20 protein-coding genes and 1 pseudogene are annotated in these 19760 nt (G+C 57.1%); 17 read left to right on the forward strand and 4 right to left on the reverse strand.

The features are described from left to right. From QZ326_RS04535 to QZ326_RS04575, 9 genes are all read left to right on the forward strand, one after another. Positions 1-3298 (forward strand): SpaA isopeptide-forming pilin-related protein (locus QZ326_RS04535; protein WP_295741762.1); only part of this gene is annotated, 3298 nt, incomplete at its 5' end. 68 nt (positions 3299-3366) lie between these two features. Then, a complete protein-coding gene (locus QZ326_RS04540; RefSeq protein ID WP_295741765.1) occupies positions 3367-5118 on the forward strand; it encodes a VirD4-like conjugal transfer protein, CD1115 family in 1752 nt (583 codons plus the stop codon). A 2-nt stretch (positions 5119-5120) separates the two neighbouring features. Beyond that, positions 5121-5492 carry a glutamyl-tRNA amidotransferase gene (locus QZ326_RS04545; protein WP_295741768.1) on the forward strand — a complete coding sequence of 124 codons (372 nt, stop codon included), beginning with the start codon at positions 5121-5123 and terminating at the stop codon, positions 5490-5492. Positions 5493-5565: 73 nt separating this feature from the next. Then, the gene (locus QZ326_RS04550) at positions 5566-6405 is read left to right on the forward strand and encodes a hypothetical protein (protein ID WP_295741808.1); all 840 of its coding nucleotides are present in this window, start codon (positions 5566-5568) and stop codon (positions 6403-6405) included. Continuing rightward, positions 6402-6947: an MT-A70 family methyltransferase gene (locus QZ326_RS04555; RefSeq protein ID WP_295741811.1), complete on the forward strand. Its 546-nt coding sequence runs from the start codon at positions 6402-6404 to the stop codon at positions 6945-6947. The genes QZ326_RS04550 and QZ326_RS04555 overlap by 4 nt, the downstream gene beginning before the upstream one ends. A gap of 28 nt (positions 6948-6975) precedes the next feature. Then, positions 6976-7308: a PrgI family protein gene (locus tag QZ326_RS04560; protein WP_295741814.1), complete on the forward strand. Its 333-nt coding sequence runs from the start codon at positions 6976-6978 to the stop codon at positions 7306-7308. Then, the gene (locus QZ326_RS04565) at positions 7301-9628 is read left to right on the forward strand and encodes a VirB4-like conjugal transfer ATPase, CD1110 family (protein WP_295741771.1); all 2328 of its coding nucleotides are present in this window, start codon (positions 7301-7303) and stop codon (positions 9626-9628) included. The genes QZ326_RS04560 and QZ326_RS04565 overlap by 8 nt, the downstream gene beginning before the upstream one ends. 32 nt (positions 9629-9660) lie before the next feature. Next, positions 9661-10725, forward strand: a complete 1065-nt coding sequence (locus QZ326_RS04570) for a DNA cytosine methyltransferase (RefSeq protein WP_295741774.1) — start codon at positions 9661-9663, stop codon at positions 10723-10725. A gap of 53 nt (positions 10726-10778) precedes the next feature. Then, a complete protein-coding gene (locus tag QZ326_RS04575; protein ID WP_295741776.1) occupies positions 10779-13037 on the forward strand; it encodes an NlpC/P60 family protein in 2259 nt (752 codons plus the stop codon). Between the two features lie 137 nt (positions 13038-13174). Here QZ326_RS04575 and QZ326_RS04580 read toward each other — a convergent pair whose 3' ends face one another. From QZ326_RS04580 to QZ326_RS04590, 3 genes are read right to left on the reverse strand one after another with little or no spacing between them, the layout of a single operon-like run. Next, complete coding sequence (locus QZ326_RS04580; protein ID WP_295741779.1) at positions 13175-13606, reverse strand: hypothetical protein; 432 nt, start codon at positions 13604-13606, stop codon at positions 13175-13177. Further along, a complete protein-coding gene (locus QZ326_RS04585; protein ID WP_295741781.1) occupies positions 13603-14052 on the reverse strand; it encodes a hypothetical protein in 450 nt (149 codons plus the stop codon). The genes QZ326_RS04580 and QZ326_RS04585 overlap by 4 nt, the downstream gene beginning before the upstream one ends. After that, positions 14052-14369, reverse strand: coding sequence for a PadR family transcriptional regulator (locus QZ326_RS04590; protein ID WP_295741784.1), 318 nt, complete (start codon positions 14367-14369; stop codon positions 14052-14054). The genes QZ326_RS04585 and QZ326_RS04590 overlap by 1 nt, the downstream gene beginning before the upstream one ends. Before the next feature lie 328 nt (positions 14370-14697). On the opposite strand from QZ326_RS04590, the gene QZ326_RS04595 reads away from it, so the two are divergent. From QZ326_RS04595 to QZ326_RS04605, 3 genes are read left to right on the forward strand one after another with little or no spacing between them, the layout of a single operon-like run. Beyond that, complete coding sequence (locus QZ326_RS04595; protein WP_295741787.1) at positions 14698-15291, forward strand: hypothetical protein; 594 nt, start codon at positions 14698-14700, stop codon at positions 15289-15291. Positions 15292-15319: 28 nt separating this feature from the next. Beyond that, positions 15320-15916, forward strand: a complete 597-nt coding sequence (locus QZ326_RS04600) for a hypothetical protein (protein ID WP_295741789.1) — start codon at positions 15320-15322, stop codon at positions 15914-15916. Further along, the gene (locus QZ326_RS04605) at positions 15913-16506 is read left to right on the forward strand and encodes a hypothetical protein (RefSeq protein ID WP_295741791.1); all 594 of its coding nucleotides are present in this window, start codon (positions 15913-15915) and stop codon (positions 16504-16506) included. Before QZ326_RS04600 ends, QZ326_RS04605 begins: the two co-directional genes overlap by 4 nt. A gap of 294 nt (positions 16507-16800) precedes the next feature. On the opposite strand, the gene QZ326_RS04610 is transcribed toward QZ326_RS04605, so the two are convergent. After that, positions 16801-17142, reverse strand: coding sequence for a helix-turn-helix domain-containing protein (locus QZ326_RS04610; protein WP_295741793.1), 342 nt, complete (start codon positions 17140-17142; stop codon positions 16801-16803). Between the two features lie 647 nt (positions 17143-17789). Between QZ326_RS04610 and QZ326_RS04615 the strand changes: the two genes are divergently transcribed. The 5 genes and pseudogenes from QZ326_RS04615 to QZ326_RS04635 form a co-directional block, all read left to right on the forward strand. Next, positions 17790-18221 carry an RNA polymerase sigma factor gene (locus QZ326_RS04615; protein WP_295741797.1) on the forward strand — a complete coding sequence of 144 codons (432 nt, stop codon included), beginning with the start codon at positions 17790-17792 and terminating at the stop codon, positions 18219-18221. 6 nt (positions 18222-18227) lie between these two features. Next, positions 18228-18464, forward strand: a complete 237-nt coding sequence (locus QZ326_RS04620) for a helix-turn-helix domain-containing protein (protein ID WP_295741799.1) — start codon at positions 18228-18230, stop codon at positions 18462-18464. Between the two features lie 487 nt (positions 18465-18951). Beyond that, positions 18952-19110 (forward strand): hypothetical protein, encoded by a 159-nt coding sequence (locus QZ326_RS04625; protein ID WP_295741802.1) that lies wholly within the window; start codon positions 18952-18954, stop codon positions 19108-19110. Between the two features lie 87 nt (positions 19111-19197). Beyond that, positions 19198-19608: a recombinase family protein gene (locus QZ326_RS04630; protein ID WP_295741805.1), complete on the forward strand. Its 411-nt coding sequence runs from the start codon at positions 19198-19200 to the stop codon at positions 19606-19608. Beyond that, positions 19608-19760 (forward strand): annotated as a pseudogene (locus QZ326_RS04635) (resolvase); the annotation flags it as partial. The gene QZ326_RS04630 and the pseudogene QZ326_RS04635, both read left to right, overlap by 1 nt.

The raw sequence follows: 19760 nt of genomic DNA on the forward strand, positions 1-19760 counted from the left end.
CATTGTGCGGGAGGTCCAGGCAAAGCCCGGATACCTCCTTGACGATACGCCCCACGCCGTGGAGATCAAGGACCACCAGACCTATACCCTGGAGGTGTTCAACCAGCCCCTTGGAAACCTTATCATCAATAAATTGAGTTCCGCAGACAACTCCCCCCTGGAGGGCGTGAAGTTCCAGATCAAGTACGCCAACGGGCAGGTGGTTGACAACAAAAACGGGCAGATTTCCTCGAATGGCATCTACTACACCGACCGCAACGGCCAAATCATCCTCTCCGGCGTCACCGGGGCTGTGGTGGTAACGGAGCTGGAAACGATCCCCGGCTACCGCATCGACCCCAACACCCGGACCCAAACCGTTGTGGTGAATCCCAATGACACGCAGACCATCAATTTCTACAATACCCCCACCACGACCCTGATTATTCGGAAATTTATCGAGGGCACCGAGAACGAGCCTCTTTCCGGCGTGGCCTTCCGGGTGGTGGACGGAGCCGGGGCCGCTGTCGGCCCGGATGATGGCCTCTACTACACAGACAAGTCCGGGGAAATCGTCCTGACCGGCATTGAACCCGGCACCGTGGTCATTGTCCGGGAAGTAAAGACCGTGGAGGGCTTTGTGCTGGACGGCACACCCCAGGACATCAAGATCGAGGCGGGCCGCGTCCAGCAGCTCACCTTCTGGAACAAGCGGGCCGGGACGCTGGTGATCCAGAAGAAGGACAAGGTTTCCGGCGCGTTTATTGCCGGGGCGGAGTTCCAGTTGACTTATGCAGGCGGCGGCTTTGTGGACAACGACAACGGGCACCTCTCCAGCAACGGCCTCTATACCACGGACGACAAGGGAGAAATCCGGGTTTCCGGCGTGGTAGGGACCATTGTCGCCAAGGAGACGAAGCCCGCCCCCGGCTATGTGATCGACCAGTCCACGCAGACGCAGACCGTCACAGTCAACCCCATGGACACGCAGACATTGACCTTCCTCAATGAACCCCTTTGCTCTCTTACGCTGACAAAGCTGGATTCTGTCAGCGGAAAGCCTGTTCCAGGAACAGAGTTTACAGTAAAGGACGGTGACGACAATATCCTGGGCCGCTACGTCACCGGGAAGGACGGAACCGCCCTGGTAACGGGCCTCGTTCCCGGCAGTACCGTTGTAGTGGTGGAAACCAAAGTGCCCAAGGGTTATGTCCTGGACAGCACCCCCAGGACCATCACGGTCAAGAATGGCGACCGCAACGGCGTAACTACCGGAGGAAGTAATGGCGGGAATCCCGGCGGAAACTCCGGCGGAGGGAACGATCTGACAATCGAGAACGACCCCACGACAACACTGGTTATCCAGAAATTCATTGACGGCACCGACAACACCCCCCTCTCCGGCGTGGAGTTTTTGGTGACGAACGAGAGAGGAGCCGTTGTCGGACCCAATAACGGCTACTACACTACCGATAAGGACGGGCGCATTACTATCTCCAACCTGGAACCCGGCACAGTCATCACCGCCAGGGAAACCAGAACCCAGGCGGGGTATCTTCTGGACGGAACCCCGCAAAGCATTACTATCAAAACCGGAGAAGTCCAGAGCATGACCTTCTGGAACAAGAAAGCCGGAGGGCTGATCGTCAACAAGATCGACGCCTTGACGAAGAAGCCCCTGGCCGAAGTGAAATTCAAGATCACCTATGCGGACGGCTCCAATGTGGACCTGGACGGCGGCAAAATTTCCTCCAACGGCCTCTATACCACCAACACCGAGGGCCAGATTGTCATTTCCGGCATCACCGGGACTGTCATCGTCACGGAGCTGGAGGCCCTGCCCGGCTACGTTCTGGACCCCAACGCCAGGAGCCAGACGGTCCAGGTGAATCCCAACGACACCCAAACCATCACCTTTGAGAATACGCCCATCGGCGGCCTCACCATCATCAAGAAGGACGAGGAGACCGGGGAGCGGATCAGCGGCGTGCAGTTTGAAATCCGCAGGCTCAACGGCGAGGTTGTCGGGACCTACACCACGGACCGGACCGGCATCATTACGCTGCCCCAGGCCGAGAAGGGCTGGTATCAGGTGACGGAGCTGAAAGCCGCAAAGGGCTACCGCCTGGACAGCCAGCCCTACCAGATCGAAGTGAAGGACGGCGGCACCGCCACCCTGGAGATCACCAACCGCCAGATCGGCAGCGCCGTCATCCGCAAGGTGGACAGCCTCACCGGGGAGGGCATCTATGGCGTCAAGTTCCTGATCTCCGACGCCTCCGGCCACCCTGTCGGCGCCTACGAGAGCGACAATGAAGGCTATGTCTACGTTGAGCGGGAGCTGCCGGACGGCAAGTACACCGCCCGGGAATTGGAATGCGCGGACGGCTACATCCTGGACACGGTGCCCAAGACCTTCTATGTAGAGTACGGCGGATGCACCACCATCACTTGGCCCAACACCGCTGTTCGGGGACAGATTCAGATCGTGAAGAAGTCCGCCGACTACAACTCCACCAACGGCCTCCCCGCCGGGACACTTTTGGAAGGGGCCGAGTTTGAAATCTGCAACGAGCGCACCGGGAACAAGGTGGATACTATCGTTACCGGGCCCAACGGCCTTGCCTCGTCCAAGCAGCTTCCCCTGGGACGTTATACCATCCGGGAAGTCAAAGCCCCGGCAAACTACGGCGTTTCCACGGAAACCTATACCGCCGTGTTGGAGCATTCCGGCCAGATTGTCAAGCTGGAGATTTCCAACAAGAGTATGAGTACAGGCGTCTCCATCACCAAGACCGGACCCAAGGAGGCTATGGGCGGCCAGCCGGTCCGCTATGTGTTCTCCAAAATCGGCAACAGCAGTAATGTGATGCTCCAATCCTTCTATTGGCGCGACACCCTGCCCGCCGCCGTGCGCCTTTCCAGCGTTGTCACGGGGACCTACAATTTCCCCGGCACCTATAAGATCGTCTACAAGGTGAACAACACCGGCGATTACCGGACCCTGGCGGACAGCCTCTCCACCAGCCAGAACTACACCCTCGCCGCCTCTCCCGTGGCCCTGGGCCTTGCCAGTAATGAACGGGTGACGGAGATCATGTTTGTGTTCGGACAGGTCCCCGGAGGGTTCAGCCAGGTGGAGGCCCCCATGCTTCATTGCACCGCTGTCTCCGGCCTTGCCGCGGGGAGCAGCTTTGCCAACGTGGCGGACGTGGGCGGCACCTATAACGGCGTTTGGGTGCAGGCGGTCTCCCGCTGGGTGACGACGGTCTACGGAAAGAAGGTCCCCGCGCCCAAGCTGCCCAGGACCGGCTATTAAAAATAGATCCCACCGTGGAACGCAAAAAATAAATCCCACGGTGAGACGCGAATTGACAGGAGGTTTCCGTGAAGCAGAAGAACAGCGGCCCCCTCCCGTGGCTCCTGCTGGCCGTCCCCGTCCTCTGGGCGGGGGCGGCCCTCGCCAGCGGCTATCGGGAAGGTATGACCGTCTTTGACCTCATGGGGCGTTTCAGTATCATGCTGGAACGCCCCTTTGCCATCCATTGGACCCCCTACACCCTCAAATTCATGCTGGGGGCGCTGGTGGTCTATACCTTCGCCATTGTGCTGTACATTTCCTCCAAGCAGAACCGCCGACCCGGAGAGGAGCACGGCTCCGCCCGCTGGGGGAACGTATACCAGCTTGACCGGAAATACCGGGACAAGGACCCTCACAACAACGCCATCCTCACCCAAAACCTCCGCATGAGCCTCAACGGGCGGAAGCACCAGCGAAACCTCTTGCAGATCGTGGTGGGCGGCTCCGGCGCGGGCAAGACCCGGTATGTGGTCAAGCCCAATCTTTACGAGGCCAACGCCTCCTATATCGCGACTGACCCCAAGGGGGAACTGGCCCGCTCCGCCGTTCCGCTGCTTCTGCGGGAGGGCTATACCATCCGCGTCATTGACCTCGTGGACCCGGAACACTCCGACTGCTACAATCCCTTCCACTACATCCGAAATGACGCAGACGTTTTGAAGCTGATCGCCAATTTCATCCGCAACACCACGCCGAAGAACGCACATTCCAATGACCCGTTTTGGGAGAAAAGCGAGATCGCCCTGGATTCCGCCCTCATGCTGTATCTGCTCCACGAGGCCCCGCCGGAAGAACAGACCATGGAGATGATGCTGACCATGCTGGAATACGGCGCGGCCAAGGAGGGAGACGGGGACTATCAGTCACCCCTGGATTTGCTCTTTGAGGCTCTGGAGGAAGAAAACCCGAACCATATCGCCCTCCGCCAGTACAAGGTGTTCAAGCAGGCTCCCAGCGAGACGGCCATGAGCATCCTCATTACCGCCTCCGTCCGGCTGGCCCCCTTCACCTTGCCGGAGGTCCAGCGGATCACCAGCAGGGACACCATGGAGCTGGGGAAGCTGGGGGAACGGAAGCAGGCGGTGTTCTGCATCATCCCGGACAGCAACGATGCCTCCTTGAATTTCCTGGTGGGTATGTTGTATACGCAAGCCTTCCAGGAGCTGTACTATCAGGCGGACAAGGTGCATGGGGGCAGTCTGCCCATTCCGGTCCGGCTCATGTTTGACGAGTTTGCCAACGTCGCCCTCCCGGACGGCTATGCCCGGCTCCAGGCCACTATGCGCTCCCGGAACGTCATGGCCACCATCATCCTGCAAAATATCTCGCAGTTGAAGGCGCTGTTCAAGGACGACTGGGAGGGCATCATCGGCAACGCGGATACCTTCATCTATCTGGGCGGGAATGAAAAAGACACGCACAAATACATTTCCGAGCTGCTGGGCAAGGAGACGATCCAGACACAGACCAGCAGCCAGAGCAAGGGGCGCAACGGCTCCTTCAGCCAGAATTTTCAATCGGCGGGCCGCGAATTGCTCACGCCGGATGAAGTGCGGATGCTGGACAACCGCCTTGCCCTGGTCCTGATCCGGGGCGAGGCTCCGGTCATTGACGCTAAGTATGACCTCATGCGACACCCCAACATCAAACGGACCGCCGACGGCGGGGCCGCCCCCTACACCCACAGCGCCCGCTGCCTCTACGCTGCGGACGACCTGGACTTTACCTTTACATCCCTGGACGAAATTGAAATCTTTGAAGATATGGAGGAACCTTGAATATGAAGAACTACCTTTCCCATAACACCTCTTCCCGCGCGAATCTCACCCGCCAGCAGCTCCGGCAGAAGGGCCGGGTTCGCCGCCTCTACTTCTCCGCCGTTCTGCTCCTGGCCTTCTGCGCCGCGCTGACTGTTCCGGCCTTCGCCGCCGGAGGCAGCGACCCCCTCACCATCGTGAACAACCTGTCCGATTTTATCTTTTCCATCATCAAGGCCCTGGGCATCATCATCTTGGGCTGGGGGATCGTGCAGGTGGGCATGAGCTTTCAGTCCCACGACGCCAGCCAGCGGACCCAGGGCTTTCTCTGTCTGTTCGGCGGCTTGATGATAGCGTTTGCTAAAGAGATTCTCGGCGTGATCGGCGTGGTATGAGCAGGCCCGGAACAAAAACAGGAATCGCGTCTCACCGTGAGACGCGATTCCGTTTGATAAGGGGGGAATCGTTATTAGCGATAACTGGATCGTAAGTATCCTAGAAAGCGCCCTGACGGACTGGAACGGCAAATTATCCGAGATATGGACCCTACTGACGCAGACGCCGCAGAGCTTCAAAGGCGGCGATATTTGGACCGCTGTCTCCGGCATACACACCGCCATGGTAGGCGTTGGCTACGGCCTCCTGGTTCTGTTCTTCGCCATGGGCATTTTCCAGAGCGCCGCCAGCTTTCGGGATTTCCAGCGCCCGGAGTTTGCTTTGCGGCATTTCATCCGCTTCATTCTGGCAAAAGTAGCCGTGGGGAGCTGCATGGAGATCATGACCGCCATTTTCAGCGTATGCGGCGGGATCGTGGCGACGGTCATGAGCGGCATGGGCGGCTCCGTCTCCACGGCGGCCACATTGCCCAGCGAGATCGTGACGGCCATAGAGGGCCTGGGCCTCCTGGAGAGCATTCCCTTGTGGCTGGTGTCCCTGCTGGGCAGCCTGTTCATTACCGTGATGTCCTTTATCCTGCTGCTGACGGTGTATGGCCGGTTCTTCCGGCTCTACATGTTCACGGCCCTGGCGCCCCTGCCTCTGGCCTCCTTCGCCGGGGAAGGCACCGCCGCCAGCGGCAAGGCGTTCCTGAAAAGCTATATCGGTGTGTGCATGGAAGGGGCTGTCATCGTCCTGGCCTGCCTGATCTACTCCGCGTTCCTCTCCAGCAGCAGCCCCGCCGTGGACAGCAGCTTACCCGCCGTGACTATGGCGTGGCAGTACATTGGACAGTTAATTTTCAATATGCTGATCCTTACGGGGCTTGTGAAGGGGGCGGACCGGATTGTAAAGGAGATGTTGGGCTTATAGGGAAAAAGTATAATGTCATTTATGCCGACCCTCCCTGGAACTACCGGGTATGGAGCTGCGGCGGGCTGGCAGAGAGCCACTATCCCACCATGACCATTAAGGACATCAAGGCCCTGCCCGTCTCCGAGCTGGCTGCCGGTGACTGCGCCCTGTTCCTCTGGATCACCATGCCCATGCTCTGCGAGGCGTGGGAGGTCATGGAGGCGTGGGGCTTTTCCTACAAGACCGCCGCCTTCGTCTGGATCAAGCTGAATCAGAAGGCGGACAGCGTGTATTGGGGCATGGGCCACTGGACCAGGGCCAACGCGGAGCTGTGCCTGCTGGCGACCAGGGGGACCCCGCGCCGCCAAGCGAAGAATATCCACCAAGTCATCCTCTCCCGCATTGAGGAACACAGCAAGAAGCCGGAGGAAGCCCGGCGGCGCATTGAAGCCCTGATGGGCGACGTGCCCCGCGTGGAGCTGTTCGCCCGCCGCCCCGCCCCCGGCTGGGACGTTTGGGGAAATGAGGTGGACAGCACCATTGACTGGATCAAAACTTGAAACGAGGTGAGCAACTATCGAAATTAAAATTCCCAAAGAAGTCCGCCAGCACAAGGAGACCATCTTCTTTGGCCTCTCCACCCGGCAATTCTTCTGCGCCGTGGCCGCCGTGGGGATCGCCGTGGCCGTCTACCTGGGCCTGGGCCCCGTACTCGGCCAGGAGACCGCAAGCTGGCTCTGCGTCCTGGCCGCCGCGCCCATGGCCGTGGCCGGGTTCTTCAGCTACAACGGCCTCACCCTGGAGCAATTCGCCTGGGCCTTCCTCAAGTCCGAGCTGCTTTGCGCCGGAGGGCGGCGCTTTGTCTCCGAAAACTTCTACTACACCATACTGAACCGAAAGGAGGCCATAGACTTTGATTAAGGCCCTTTCCGCCGCCAACAAGAGCGAGCGGGACAAGTTCAAGATTCCCCGCAGCGTTCAGCAGTCCATCCCTGTCAAATGCGTCTATGCAGACGGCATCTGGCTGGTAGGCCGCAAGCACAGCCGGACCTGGCGCTTTTCCGATGTCAACTACGCCGCCGCGTCCGAGGACGACCGGCGGGGTATTTTCCTCTCCTATGGCGGCGTCCTCAACTCCCTGCCCACGGACGCCGCCGCCAAGATCACCATCATCAACCGCCGCCTCAACCCCGTGGACTTCCAGCGCACCATTTTGATGAAGGAGCGGGGGGACGGCCTGGACCAGTACCGCCGGGAATCCAACCGCATCCTCACCCAACGGGCGGCGGAGAGCAACAATCTGGTCCAGGAGAAGTACATCACCCTCTCCATCCCCCAGCGGAAGATCGAGGAAAGCCGGGCCTATTTCCGCCGGGTGGACGCCAACCTCTCCAAGAGCTTTGGCCGTCTGGACAGCGGCGCCCGGCCTGTCTCCACCCATGACCGACTCCGTATCCTCCACGACTTCTTCCGCCCCGGCGAGGAACAGTATTTTACCTTCGACCAGTCCGCCGCTGTCCGCCGCGGGCTGGACTTCCGGGACCTGATCTGCCCGGACGGGCTGCGGTTCCGGGTCGGATATTTTGAGATGGGGGACAAGGTAGGCCGGGTGCTATTTCTCAAGGACTACGCCAGCTACATCAAGGACAGCATGATCTCCGACCTCTCCGACTTCTCCCGGAACCTCATGCTGTCCATTGACATCCTCCCCATTCCCACGGATGAGGCCGTGAAGGAGATACAGGGCCGCATCCTGGGCATTGAGACGGACATTACCCGCTGGCAGCAGCGCCAGAACGACAAGAACAACTTCACCGCCACGGTCCCCTACGATCTGGAACAGCTCCGGGGCGAGGCCAAGGAATTTCTCTCCGACCTCACCGAGCGGGACCAGCGCATGATGTTCGCCGTGGTGACGCTGGTGCATATCGCGGACAGCCTGGAGCAGTTGGACGCCGACACGGAGACCTTGCTTTCCATTGGCCGGGAACACCTCTGCCAGTTCTCCGTGCTGCGCTACCAGCAGGAGGACGGCTTAAACACCGTCCTGCCCTACGGCCTGCGCCGGGTGAAGGCCCTGCGGACCCTCACCACCGAGAGCGCCGCCGTCCTCATGCCCTTCCGTGTCCAGGAGATACAGGACCCCGGCGGACTGCCCTACGGCGTCAACGCCATCTCCAAGAATCTGCTGATCTGCGACCGCAAGCGCCTGATCTCGCCCCACGCCTTCTACCTGGGCGTCTCCGGCTCCGGCAAGTCCATGGCGATGAAATCCACTGTGGAAAACGTGGCCCTGGCGACCAATGACGATATTATCATCATAGACGCCGAACGGGAGTACGGGCCCCTGGCCCGCGCCCTGGGCGGGGAAGTTATCGAAATCTCTCCCCATAGCAAGCACCATATCAACCCCCTGGAAGTGACGGAGGACTACGGAGACGGGGAGAACCCTGTCGCCATGAAGTCCGAGATTATCACCAGCATTTTGGAACAGCAGATGGGCGTGGGGCGGCTCACCGGCAGCCACAAGTCCATCATTGACCGCTGCACCGCCAACGTCTACCAGACCTATTTCAGCAGCCGGGGGAAGGCCCCCATGCCTCTGCTGACGGACTGGCGAAACGAGGTCATGCGGCAGGTGGACCCGGAGGCCCGGGAGATCGCCCTGGCCGCCGAGCTGATCACCGAGGGCAGCTTAAACGTGTTCGCCCACCCCGGCAACGTCAACATGGACAGCCGGATCGTGGTCCTGGACCTCTACGAGATGGGGGAACAGCTCCGGCCCACGGCCCTGGTCGTCACCCTGGAGGCCATCCAGAACCGCGTCATGGAGAACCGGAAGCGGGGGAAGTACACCTGGGTATTCCTGGACGAAGTATATTTGTACTTCAAATACCACTACTCCGGGGAATTTCTCTACCGGGCCTGGAAGCGATTCAGAAAGTACGCCGCGCCCATGACGGCGGCCACGCAGAATATCGAGGAATGTCTGAAATCCGAGACGGCCCGCCTCATGCTGGCGAACTCCGAATTTCTGCTGCTGTTCAATCAGGCGGCCACGGACCGGGCGGAGCTTGCCAAGCTCCTGCATATCTCCGACACGCAGATGGGCTACATCACCAACGCCGAGGCGGGACACGGCCTCCTGCGGATCGGCGGCTCCCTGGTGCCCTTCTCCAATACCATCCCCAAGGACACGGAGCTGTACCGGCTCATGTCCACTACTCCCGGCGAAGGTTGAAATAAATCCCACGGTGAGACGCGAATCGCAGTATGGAGAAGATCACATTAGGCAGTCTCTTTGATGGCATCGGCGTATTCCCCCTGGCGGCCACGCTCCATGGCATCACGCCGCTTTGGGCAAGTGAAATTGAAAAGGCCCCCATTTCCATCACCCGGCGGCACTTCCCGGATATGGAGCATTTGGGGGACATTACGAAGCTGGACGGCGGGAAGATACCCGCCGTCCACGTTTTGACATTCGGCTCACCCTGCCAAAATCTCTCGCAAATTGGCAACCGCACAGGGCTTGCCGGAGAAAAATCCAGCCTGTTTTATCAGGCGATACGAATTATAAAGGAAATGAGGGATGCAACTGATGGACGGTTTCCAGTTATCGCTGTTTGGGAGAACGTCATGGGAAGCCTTTCATCAAGCGACCGGCTTGATTTTGCGGCCGTGCTCCGGGCGTTCACAGATACCGACATTCCAATTCCTGCTTCTGGAGGATGGGCCCACGCCGGAATGGTGCGAGGCCGAGGGCCTGACCTCTGCTGGCGGCTCATGGACGCCCAATATTGGGCAAGCCCCCGCCTGGCGCGACGGCAGAGAATTTTCATCGTGGCGGATTTTGGAGGGCGGCGTGCTCACGAAATACTGTTTAAGCCCCGCCCAATGTTCCAGATTCCTCCGTCTCGCGGAGAAGGCGGGATGCCCGCCGCCCAGGATCATCGAGGCCCTGTTATTGAAGCAGGGGGGCGAGTACCCGTCGTCCGACCCTTTCAAATGTTCCGTATGCGCGGCGCTGCGAATGACCGATACCACGTCCAATTCCGGGACAGCTTCGGATTCGCAGATGACCCTTTTCCCACTCTTTTAGCGGGCGGCGTGGCTCCGTTCGCCTTCTGGTATGAGGACGATCCCATGGGCGGCTGTATCCGTTACCCCACGGAACTGGAGAGCGAACGGCTCATGGGCCTGCCTGACGGCTGGACAAAGTACGGAGCGGACGGGCGGGAGATTAGCGGGGTTCAGCGTTACCGAGCCCTGGGAAATTCTATTGCTCTGCCCTGCGCCGGGTATATCATGGCGGGGATCAGTGAAGTATTGAACCAATGACCGGACGCGTCTCTTGCGGGGCGCGTCCTATTTTTGATGAAGGAGGCGACGCCATGCCCAAAGCAAAAGAACGAAAACCAGACGATAAGATCAAGAACCAGGGCAAGCGCAAAGGCAGCAAGCCGACCCAGGATCAGGCCCGCCGCGTCATGACGGCGAAGATGCGGAAGGAGCGGCAGAAGCGTCTCGCCAGCGGCTCCACCAGCGAGACGGCCCGAGAGACCAGTCCGACTACCGAAGCTGTGGAACAGGTGGAACAGACCGCCGGGGCCGCTGTTCATGAAACAGGCCAGCGGACAAAGCAGGGTATTTCCAAGGCTGTCACCAGGGCGAGGCAGGAGCGCCGGAAGTTCAAGGAGCGGCAGGACCAGCCGAAGGAGAAGGATCAGCCCCCGGAACCTCCGGCCCCGGAGACCCCGGAGGCCCCAGTCCCGGAGCTGGACCGCCCGGCCCCCAGGGAACAGGCCGGGCGAACGCCGCCGCGCTCCAAGCCCCAGCTACACGGAAGGACCAGCACAAGACCAGCGGCCCCAAAGGAGAAGCCCGCTCCGTCTGTCCGCTCCAGAGTGCCAGGAACACGGCCCGCCAGTAACCCGGAAGCTCCAGCCGTTCCGAAAATACGTCCGGCAGGGACACCGGCAGATCCTCCGGTCCCCAGGACGCGGACAGAGAAAGCGCGGCCCATAGTGCCGCCTGCTGAACCTTGGACAGCAGATAAACCGCCCGCTCCGCCAACGCCGGGGGAGCGTATGCGGGAATGGGCCGTGGACAAGCGGAGGAAGCAGGCCCAGGAGCATAGACAGGCCTCCGCCCCGCCGGAGTACGGGGAGCCTCCCCCGGCCAGTCATTATGGGAAATCTCCCGCTACCCCCGGCAGCTCCACTACTCCTAAAACGGCCCCTTCTCTTGAAAATCAATCCATCTATCCATCAATCAAAGAGCGGCCCCGGTCCTCCGCCATTCTGAAAGAGAAAGTCCAGGGCTGGACGATCACCCCCAGGACACGCCGGGGCGTGGAACAGGCCGCCGGGAGTACGGCCATCCCTCCGAAAACTCCCACCCTCGTAGGAAAGAAAACTACCGCAAAGCGCCTCACGGAGCGGATGCGCCAAAAGGCGAAAGCAGAGGCCCAGCAGGCCATGGCCAAGGGCACGAAAAGGACGGCCAGGGCCGCTGTGGACCTCTCCCGGAAAGCGGCCATAGCTACCGCAAAGGCGGTGAAGTCCCTGATCGGCGCTCTCTCCGCCCTGGTGGGCGGAGCCACCCTCGCCGCCGCCCTCTGCGTGATCTTCCTGATTGCCGCCGTGATCGCCTCGCCCTTCGGACTTCTCTTTTCCAACGAGCCCTCCCCCGGAGCCGTCCCTCTGAACGCCGCCGTGACGCGGATCAATGTGGAGCTGACGGACAAGCTGGCCCTGCTGCAAGCCGGGGACTATGACAGCATCGACATCCAGGGCACAGGCCCGGACTGGCGGGAGGTAGCGGCGGTATTCGCCTGCAAGACCGCCCTGGGCGCGGGCGGCGTGGACGTGGCCGCGCTGACCCCGGACCGGGTGGACCGGCTGAAAGCCGTCTTTTGGGATATGTGCGAGATTACCAGCAGCGTGGAAACCATAGACCACCCCGCCAACGGCTCTGCGGAGGCATGGACGGAGAAGATTCTACATATCACCATCACAGCCAGGACCGCCGATGAAATGCGGACGGTCTATCTTTTTACCCCCGAGCAGAACAGCGCCTTGACGGAGCTCCTGGCGGAGCTGAACGGGATCGGTACACTGCTGGGAGACCTAGGTATCACCCAGGAGGACGCCGCCGAACTGCTGCGCCGCTTGCCGGAGGACCTTTCCCCGGAGCGCCGGGCCGTGGTGGAGACGGCCTGCAAGCTGGTGGGCAAGGTAAATTATTTTTGGGGCGGGAAGTCCCTGGTCCTTGGCTGGGACTCCCGCTGGGGGACCATCCAAAAGGTTTGGGCCGCTGGCAGCCCCTCCACGGGGACCTACCGGCCCTACGGCATGGATTGTTCCGGTTTTGTGGACTGGGTATTTTACAATATGTCCGGCGGCAGCTACGTCATAGGCCACGGCGGAGGGGCCCGGATGCAGCATAGCTACTGCACGCCCATTTCCTGGTCCCAGGCCCAGCCCGGCGATTTGGTATTCTACCCGGAGGACACCCATGTTGGTATCGTGGGCGGCTGGGACGAGGACGGCAATATCCAGATCATCCACTGTGCCAGCGGGCAAAACAACGTGGTCATTACCGGAAAGGCCGGGTTTACCACCATAGGCAGGCCGGACTACTACGGCTAAAAATGAATCTCACGGTGAGACGCGATTCTTGTCGAGAATCAAATCCCACCGTGAGATTTATTTTTGTGCCCCAAATAAACAGAGACACTCTTTTATCATAACGAATTATTTAGCAGTTGCGGATACAGAATTTTAATTTAGGATAAAGTGCCATCTGATGAACATGCGATAGAAAGGGATAACCGCTTATCAATACCATCAAATTTAAAATATGCAGTACCAAAAGCTGTATTGCCAGAACAGCTGCCAACACCTCGGACATAGGTTCCTCCCTCATATCCTGTACCTTCGACAGTAGCTCTTATGGCACGGGCATCGGAACCGGAAATATCAAAAATTGCAGTTAACGTTGCAGTTCCTACTAATGATGATCCGTGAAACACGCTGCCAGTTTTGTTCGCTGAAACAGTATCATTTGCGCGGTGTATAGAATATTGCGTGATTGTCTCCACCATATAAAAGCCATCGCCTAAATCAACAACATTCTTTTCAGGTTCAGCGGCATACGCCAAAGTTGCTATTGTGGACAAAATTGCTATAGTCAGGCACAAAGCACAAATTTTTTTCATTTTTCTGTTCCTCCGTCAGAATGGGCGTCTACAGGGGTTCGTTCAAAGGCTGCCTCTGCTTCTTCCTCGGTTATTCGGGTTGCTGGTCCTATCACCACAACTGTATCCTCGTTAAAGTAAAGTGATTGATAGTACTTATAATACAAAAGAGATGATATAAGAACAAATACGACCAAAATTGCTACATATATGCTGCGGCGGGCCAAAAGACGTTTCTTGCGGATAGCTTTAAATTTTGACTCTCCCAAACTCGAAAGCAATTCTGTGGCACACGTAGCAGGTTCACCAAAGGTAGCTACATACTCGGTGTAATCCGCTTCCGGCTTTGCTTGCTGAAAGTCGTCCAGCATGTCTGTGAGTTGGTTAAGAAGATGATTTTTGTCAGCTCTGCCGCAGAAAAGGAAGCGTTTCACGCGCAATTTATATTGGTCAGCGGCTCTATTCATTATTTGCCCCCCCCTTCCGTCAATAATAATGTGACCCCCTCTATAAAGTCGTTATAACGCGCAATTAACTCCATCAAATAGCGCCGTCCCGCTTCGGTGATTTGATAATACTGCCGCCTCCGCCCGTCTGGAGCGGTTGACTTATGCAGGTCCTGAACATAGTTATTTTCCATAAGCCGGTAGAGAAGCATATATGGAGGCACGATGTTCAATCTGTTCCCAGAACCCTCATACAGATTTTGCGAAATCTGATGGGCATACATATCTTCCCTGTTCAGCATAGCAAGAACAAGCATTTCCGCAACGGCCCGTTTCAAATTCTCCTCGATGCCCTGGGCAGAATTGTTTTTAGACAGAGGTAATCACATCCTCCCTAAAAAATGGGAAAGCCTTAAAAACCTGTGAGAATCATTATATAACATTTTTCGCTTTCGTCAATATGCGCCTGTCAGAAAGTAATCGATATTTAATTTTTAATGTCATTGAAAATTTATGTTGACAAAATATTGACACGGTGATACCATAAAAATGGTAAGGGAATACAAACTCAAAACGTAACGGAGTACGAGTTACAAGGGAGATGGATCTATGACGCGCTTGTATGGACGCCAAGCGTAACTTGAAAAAAGAAAAGAGGATATGCGCATGAACATCCCAAGTAATCTTATGACCCGTGTCTCTCCCTATTCCGGGATGGAAAATCGGCGGACGGCTCAGGGGGACGGTCAGAAATCCGCTTTCGACAAGTATCTGGATGTGGATCGCCAGCGGCAGAAGATGCGGGAACTGCCGCCGGGCCGGATGCTGGACTCCGTGTATATGCAGTTCAAAGACGACTACCGGGCCTGGAAAGCCGGGCAGCCGGAGGCGATTCTCCCGGATTCCCAGGGATGGACGGAGGAGAACCTGACGTTTCTCCAGAAACGTTACGCCGGGGACCTGTCCGCCTTTGAAATCTACGACGCGCTGGACGCCATGAAAGAGCTGGGTATCCTCAGCGAAAAGGGACTGCGCTGCGCCGAGGGCACTACGATGGTCCGGCTGGATATGAAAAGCGGAGTCTTTCAGACCTCTGTGGACCCGGATTCCAAAGCCGCATGGCTCCACGGCTTCGACGAGGCCCCCATGGCGGGATTCCACAGACTGGAGGACCTTCTCTCCTGGGCAAAGGATTTCCGGGAGGATGATTACCCGGACTTTATCACCGGGGCCGAGGCCATGGCCCGGGGCTGGATTTAAACAGAACAACGGAAAAGGAGAACATCACATGGATGCTGGAGTAAATTACATCGTCAATAACACCGGGATTCCCTCCTCGGAGTGGGGAAAATACAAGCCCGCGGGAGTCAACCCGGACGGGCCCTCGGTGGACTTCTCGGACCTTCTGTCCGGCAAAAATCAGGAGATCGTCTCCAAGCTCACCAGCGGGGCGAAAAAGACCTTGCAGCGGCTGAAAGACAGCCCGAACAACATTTCCAAGGTGGAGTGGATGGACCTGATGCACGAGCTGAACGCCATGGGAGCCGTCAGCGACACGGATTACCAGGGAACCGACATGATGTTCCATCTGGTGCCTCTGGGGGATGTGAACAACCCCTTCCCGACCTCGGCGGACATGCGGGACACTCTGGACCGGATCAACCAGTGGCCGGGGAATCCCCTGGATTACCTGGATCAGTGGGCCTTCTCTCTGAAGAAATGGGGCGCCGAGCTGTCCCGGGAGTTGAACCCTGACGGGACGCCCAAATACAAGGACGTCTCCCCGATCTACGATCAGGCGTCTGCCTGCGGCCGGGTGTCCAATCTGATCAAGGGTCTTTTGTCGGCGGATCTGTTCGCCGACAAGCGGGGAGGACGCGCATGAACATTGGGGCGCTTCTCAATTTTGCAATGCCGGATGCTACCACGCTGCCGCGGCGGTCCCGCCCGGCCTCCGGCCCCTCCGCCTTTTCGGAGAGCCTGACGGCGGAACAGGAAAAGCCTGTGCATCGTTTTATCCAAGGCCCGGACTTTTTTCTGAGGATGGGTGAAAATATCCTTTGCAGCGGCGGCGTGGGCGGCGCGAATCCGCAGACCTACGAAGCGGAGTTTACCGCTGATTCTACGGACGAGGACCCCATCGTTCGCATCCGGGGCACGGCCAGCAGTGGGGAGTTCGATTTCACCTGTCATATCCGTGACATTGACCCTCACAACGCCTCCTATGCGGAGTTGGCGGCGCTGAACCGCTGGCTCTGCCGTACCGGGGCATATCAGACGAAGTTTCCTGGTCAGGCCGGGAGCGTGCTGCCCTGCGGAATGGACTGCGGGGACGTCTCGAAAAAGCGGGATTTTATCAGTGGAATCCAAAACTTTATCGCTTCTGCCTCCAATTCCTCTCATTACCCGAAGTACGGACCAAGCATATACGCCTATGCCCGTGAACTGCTGGGGATATATCAGGAATTTTCTTAAAATATCGCAACCTGATGAGGTCAAGGACGTTCTTGCCACGGCATTGTGAAGATTTTGCCGAGATGCAAAGACAAATGAAAATGTCAACAATCAGCATCTTCTGTTTCTACCCGATATTCCTGGTAAAATCAAGTAAACTACTGGTTATGCTTCAGATCAAATATACGCGGCAGCTTTTCGGGAGGAAGAGGCAAACCTGATTAACGACGATTAAGGGCCAAAAATAAATCTCATGGTGGGACGCGATTCCTACCCGGAATCAAACCCCACCATGAGATTCATTTTAGCGGTATTCTATTCGCTCCTAATAGCGCCGTCCAAGGCACCCTCGACCACAGATAAATACTGTTCCGGGCATATTCTGGCCTTATGGATCACCCGTTGGCGTTGCTCGCTTTCATCACTTAAAATCGCAGGATTAAAATAACGTTCCATTGGTAAACCGAATATTTTGGTAAGTTGAATCAAAACCGGCAAGCTAGGAATGGTTTGGTCATTTTCAATGTTGGCAAGATATACTGGTGAAATGCCTAACATTTCCGCAACCCTTTGCCGGGACAATCGTTTTTCATTCCGTGCAGCCCTGACATCCTCACCGAATGTTTCAAAACCAGGGCATTCTTGAATATTTGCCATATTTGTATCACCTAACCACATCTTATACTTTATATCTAAATTTGAAAATAAAGCAATATGTGGTTTGCTTACGGTTTATAGTTTATATTCCGCGCGTTGACAAAGCTGATTGCCTAAATCAAAACGAAACCGCAATGACGCTTTTTCTTCAATTCACTCTTTTACAAAATCATTAGAATTACCATTCACCTATCTGCCGCGCAACGGCAAAAGAAAAAAAGCCGTTGTACAGCAGAAAATGGTCATGCCTTATTATATTGAGCGGCGGCTTTTGAGAAATCGAAGCCGCCGCTTTCATCTATCTTGTAAATAGAGGCCGACGGCATTGGAGGATGCCGTTATGGTAGATTCACATTTTTGCAGGAAAATCATGGTTTTCCTATCAAAAAAATCTTATTTCTGACGAGGGGACAATGTGCTCTTTGGTATAAACTATACGATGTAGGAAAAAGATACTTTACTTTATATTTCGCCCGGCTGGTTACAAACCTGCCGGGCGTTTTTTGTCGAATCTCGCCGCTGCCCTCTCAGCCCCAAAATTTTTTTTCAAATAGGGTCAATTTAGCGGGTAGCGAACGACGGCGGCGGTGTCTTGGTAGCGGAAAGGGAGAGGACCACCTTATCCCCCAACGAAAGGGGGTGAGAAATTGGATTCGATCCCCCGCGACCATGACGAGCGGGTCCGCTTTGACGCATTCTGCAAGGCGGTCCTGCGAAACGAGGCCCGGAACCATATGCGGGACCTGCGCCGCCAGCGGAGGCATGAGACTTCGCTGGACGCTGTTCCGCAGGAGGAAATGGACAAGCTCTCCACGGTGGACCACTACCCCAGCGACAGCCATGTGTTTTCCTCGCATGGGTATGATCTGCTGATCGACAACGAGCTTGTGGCCGACGCCTTCGCTGGCCTGCCCGCCACGGAGCAGAGCATTTTGATTTTGCGCTGTGTGCTGGACCTGACGGATGAAGAGATCGGCGGCCTCCTGGGAATGTCCAGGAGCGCCGTACAGCGGCGCAGGACGAAATCCCTGGAGGAACTTCGGGCGAAATTGACGGCGTTGATGCCGGAGGGAGGTTGAAAGCAAATGAAACGGCCCCATCACAAGGGCAGAGAGCTGCTGCCCCTTTCGGTGATCCATGCGGCCCAGGCCGGAGACGCCGAAGCCACGGAGCAGATTCTGCGGTACTACGGAGGCTACATAAACAAGCTCTGTACCCGGAAGCTCTATGACGCAGGCGGACTTCCCCACGAGTGCCTGGACGAGTACATGAAGCGCCGTCTGGAAATCAAGCTCATTCAAGCCATCGTCACCACGAGCTGACGAGGCGGGCCCGTTGGAACGGCTTACCCTTTCCCCGTTCTGACCGCCCGATCTGCTGAACCTTGACAAAGAAAGCCCGCAAGATAACGGCGGCGCAGCATAGGGCAACGGACACATTCTGTATGCGCCGCGTCGGTGGGCGCGCCATGACCCCGCATCCTGCGGGAGAGCGAGAACCGCCTACACCGAAAAGCCGGCAGCTTATAATCAGCGGCGCATACGCTAACGATACTCCCTTACAGCCACAGTCCGAGCGTTCAAAGCGTCGCAGGCAATGGGTAGGGCCGCGTGAGAACCACGCGGGGGTGAGAGGCCCGTGGAGCTGCTGCCAACAGCCGTCCGATTTATGCCCATAAAAACCGTACACTATTTGTACGGTGGTCCCTACCAACAATAAATCCCACCGTGGGACACAATTCTATAAAGCGTGAACCCCTCAAAAATAAATCCCATGGTGAGACGCGAATCCAAAGAAAGGGTGTTCGCATTGGCTGATAAGAATTTGAGCAGACAGACCGATGTTGAAGAAATCAAAATTGGCAGCACGACTTACATCGTGAATGGATATTTCGCCGCCAGCGGCGTCACTGTTTCTGAAAAAATCAAGCGTTTACTTGACAAGGAAACCAAGCGGAAAACCTGCTGACTTCCTGCAAAATTTGACGCTTTTCTTGACATTTGCTATAATATAAGTGTCACAAGGCAAGAAACGGTGACTGCCGGATTGGAGGCTATGATGAACAGGCAGTTCGAGCAAATCACAGCGATTTATATCCGCATTGGCAGCGGAAAATATGATATGGAAACGGCAATTTCCCAGCAGAAAACCGCTCTGTCCGAGTACGCGCAGGGACACGGCTTGACAAACATCCGCATTTATTCCGACTGTGGATTCAGCGCCTTTGATGATACGCGCCCTGCTTTTGTGAAGCTGGAAACCGACATTCGGTCCGGCAAGGTAGCGGTCCTTATCCTTTTTGACCTGACGCGCCTTTCCAGGGACTACATCATTATCAGCGAATGGATTGAAAAGTTTCTGCCCCGGCATCATGTCGGCCTGTACTCCATTAAGGAGCAGATCACGCCGGATCGTCCGATTACTCTTGCGCTGCCCATTGCGGCGCTGTTTGGAGGTGGGCGATAATGGCGGTCCTACAAAAGCTGGTTGAGAAGTGGGTGGCCCTTTACGTCCGCCTCTCCCGTGATGACGAAAACGAAGGGGACAGCAACAGCATATCCCATCAAATCGAAATCCTCACCAAGTACGCTAGAGACCACGGCATCACCAACTACAAG

Source organism: uncultured Oscillibacter sp. (assembly GCF_910587525.1).
Classification (GTDB): Bacteria; Bacillota; Clostridia; order Oscillospirales; family Oscillospiraceae; genus Oscillibacter.

What these genes read in the sequence shown, in the direction of transcription:
- QZ326_RS04545 (WP_295741768.1), top strand. Translation starts at nt 5,121, where the DNA reads ATGAAGAACTACCTTTCCCATAACACCTCTTCCCGCGCGAATCTCACC.
- QZ326_RS04570 (WP_295741774.1), top strand. Translation starts at nt 9,661, where the DNA reads ATGGAGAAGATCACATTAGGCAGTCTCTTTGATGGCATCGGCGTATTC.
- QZ326_RS04575 (WP_295741776.1), top strand. Translation starts at nt 10,779, where the DNA reads ATGCCCAAAGCAAAAGAACGAAAACCAGACGATAAGATCAAGAACCAG.
- QZ326_RS04580 (WP_295741779.1), bottom strand. Translation starts at nt 13,606, where the DNA reads ATGAAAAAAATTTGTGCTTTGTGCCTGACTATAGCAATTTTGTCCACA.
- QZ326_RS04585 (WP_295741781.1), bottom strand. Translation starts at nt 14,052, where the DNA reads ATGAATAGAGCCGCTGACCAATATAAATTGCGCGTGAAACGCTTCCTT.
- QZ326_RS04595 (WP_295741787.1), top strand. Translation starts at nt 14,698, where the DNA reads ATGAACATCCCAAGTAATCTTATGACCCGTGTCTCTCCCTATTCCGGG.
- QZ326_RS04600 (WP_295741789.1), top strand. Translation starts at nt 15,320, where the DNA reads ATGGATGCTGGAGTAAATTACATCGTCAATAACACCGGGATTCCCTCC.
- QZ326_RS04605 (WP_295741791.1), top strand. Translation starts at nt 15,913, where the DNA reads ATGAACATTGGGGCGCTTCTCAATTTTGCAATGCCGGATGCTACCACG.
- QZ326_RS04610 (WP_295741793.1), bottom strand. Translation starts at nt 17,142, where the DNA reads ATGGCAAATATTCAAGAATGCCCTGGTTTTGAAACATTCGGTGAGGAT.
- QZ326_RS04620 (WP_295741799.1), top strand. Translation starts at nt 18,228, where the DNA reads ATGAAACGGCCCCATCACAAGGGCAGAGAGCTGCTGCCCCTTTCGGTG.
- QZ326_RS04630 (WP_295741805.1), top strand. Translation starts at nt 19,198, where the DNA reads ATGATGAACAGGCAGTTCGAGCAAATCACAGCGATTTATATCCGCATT.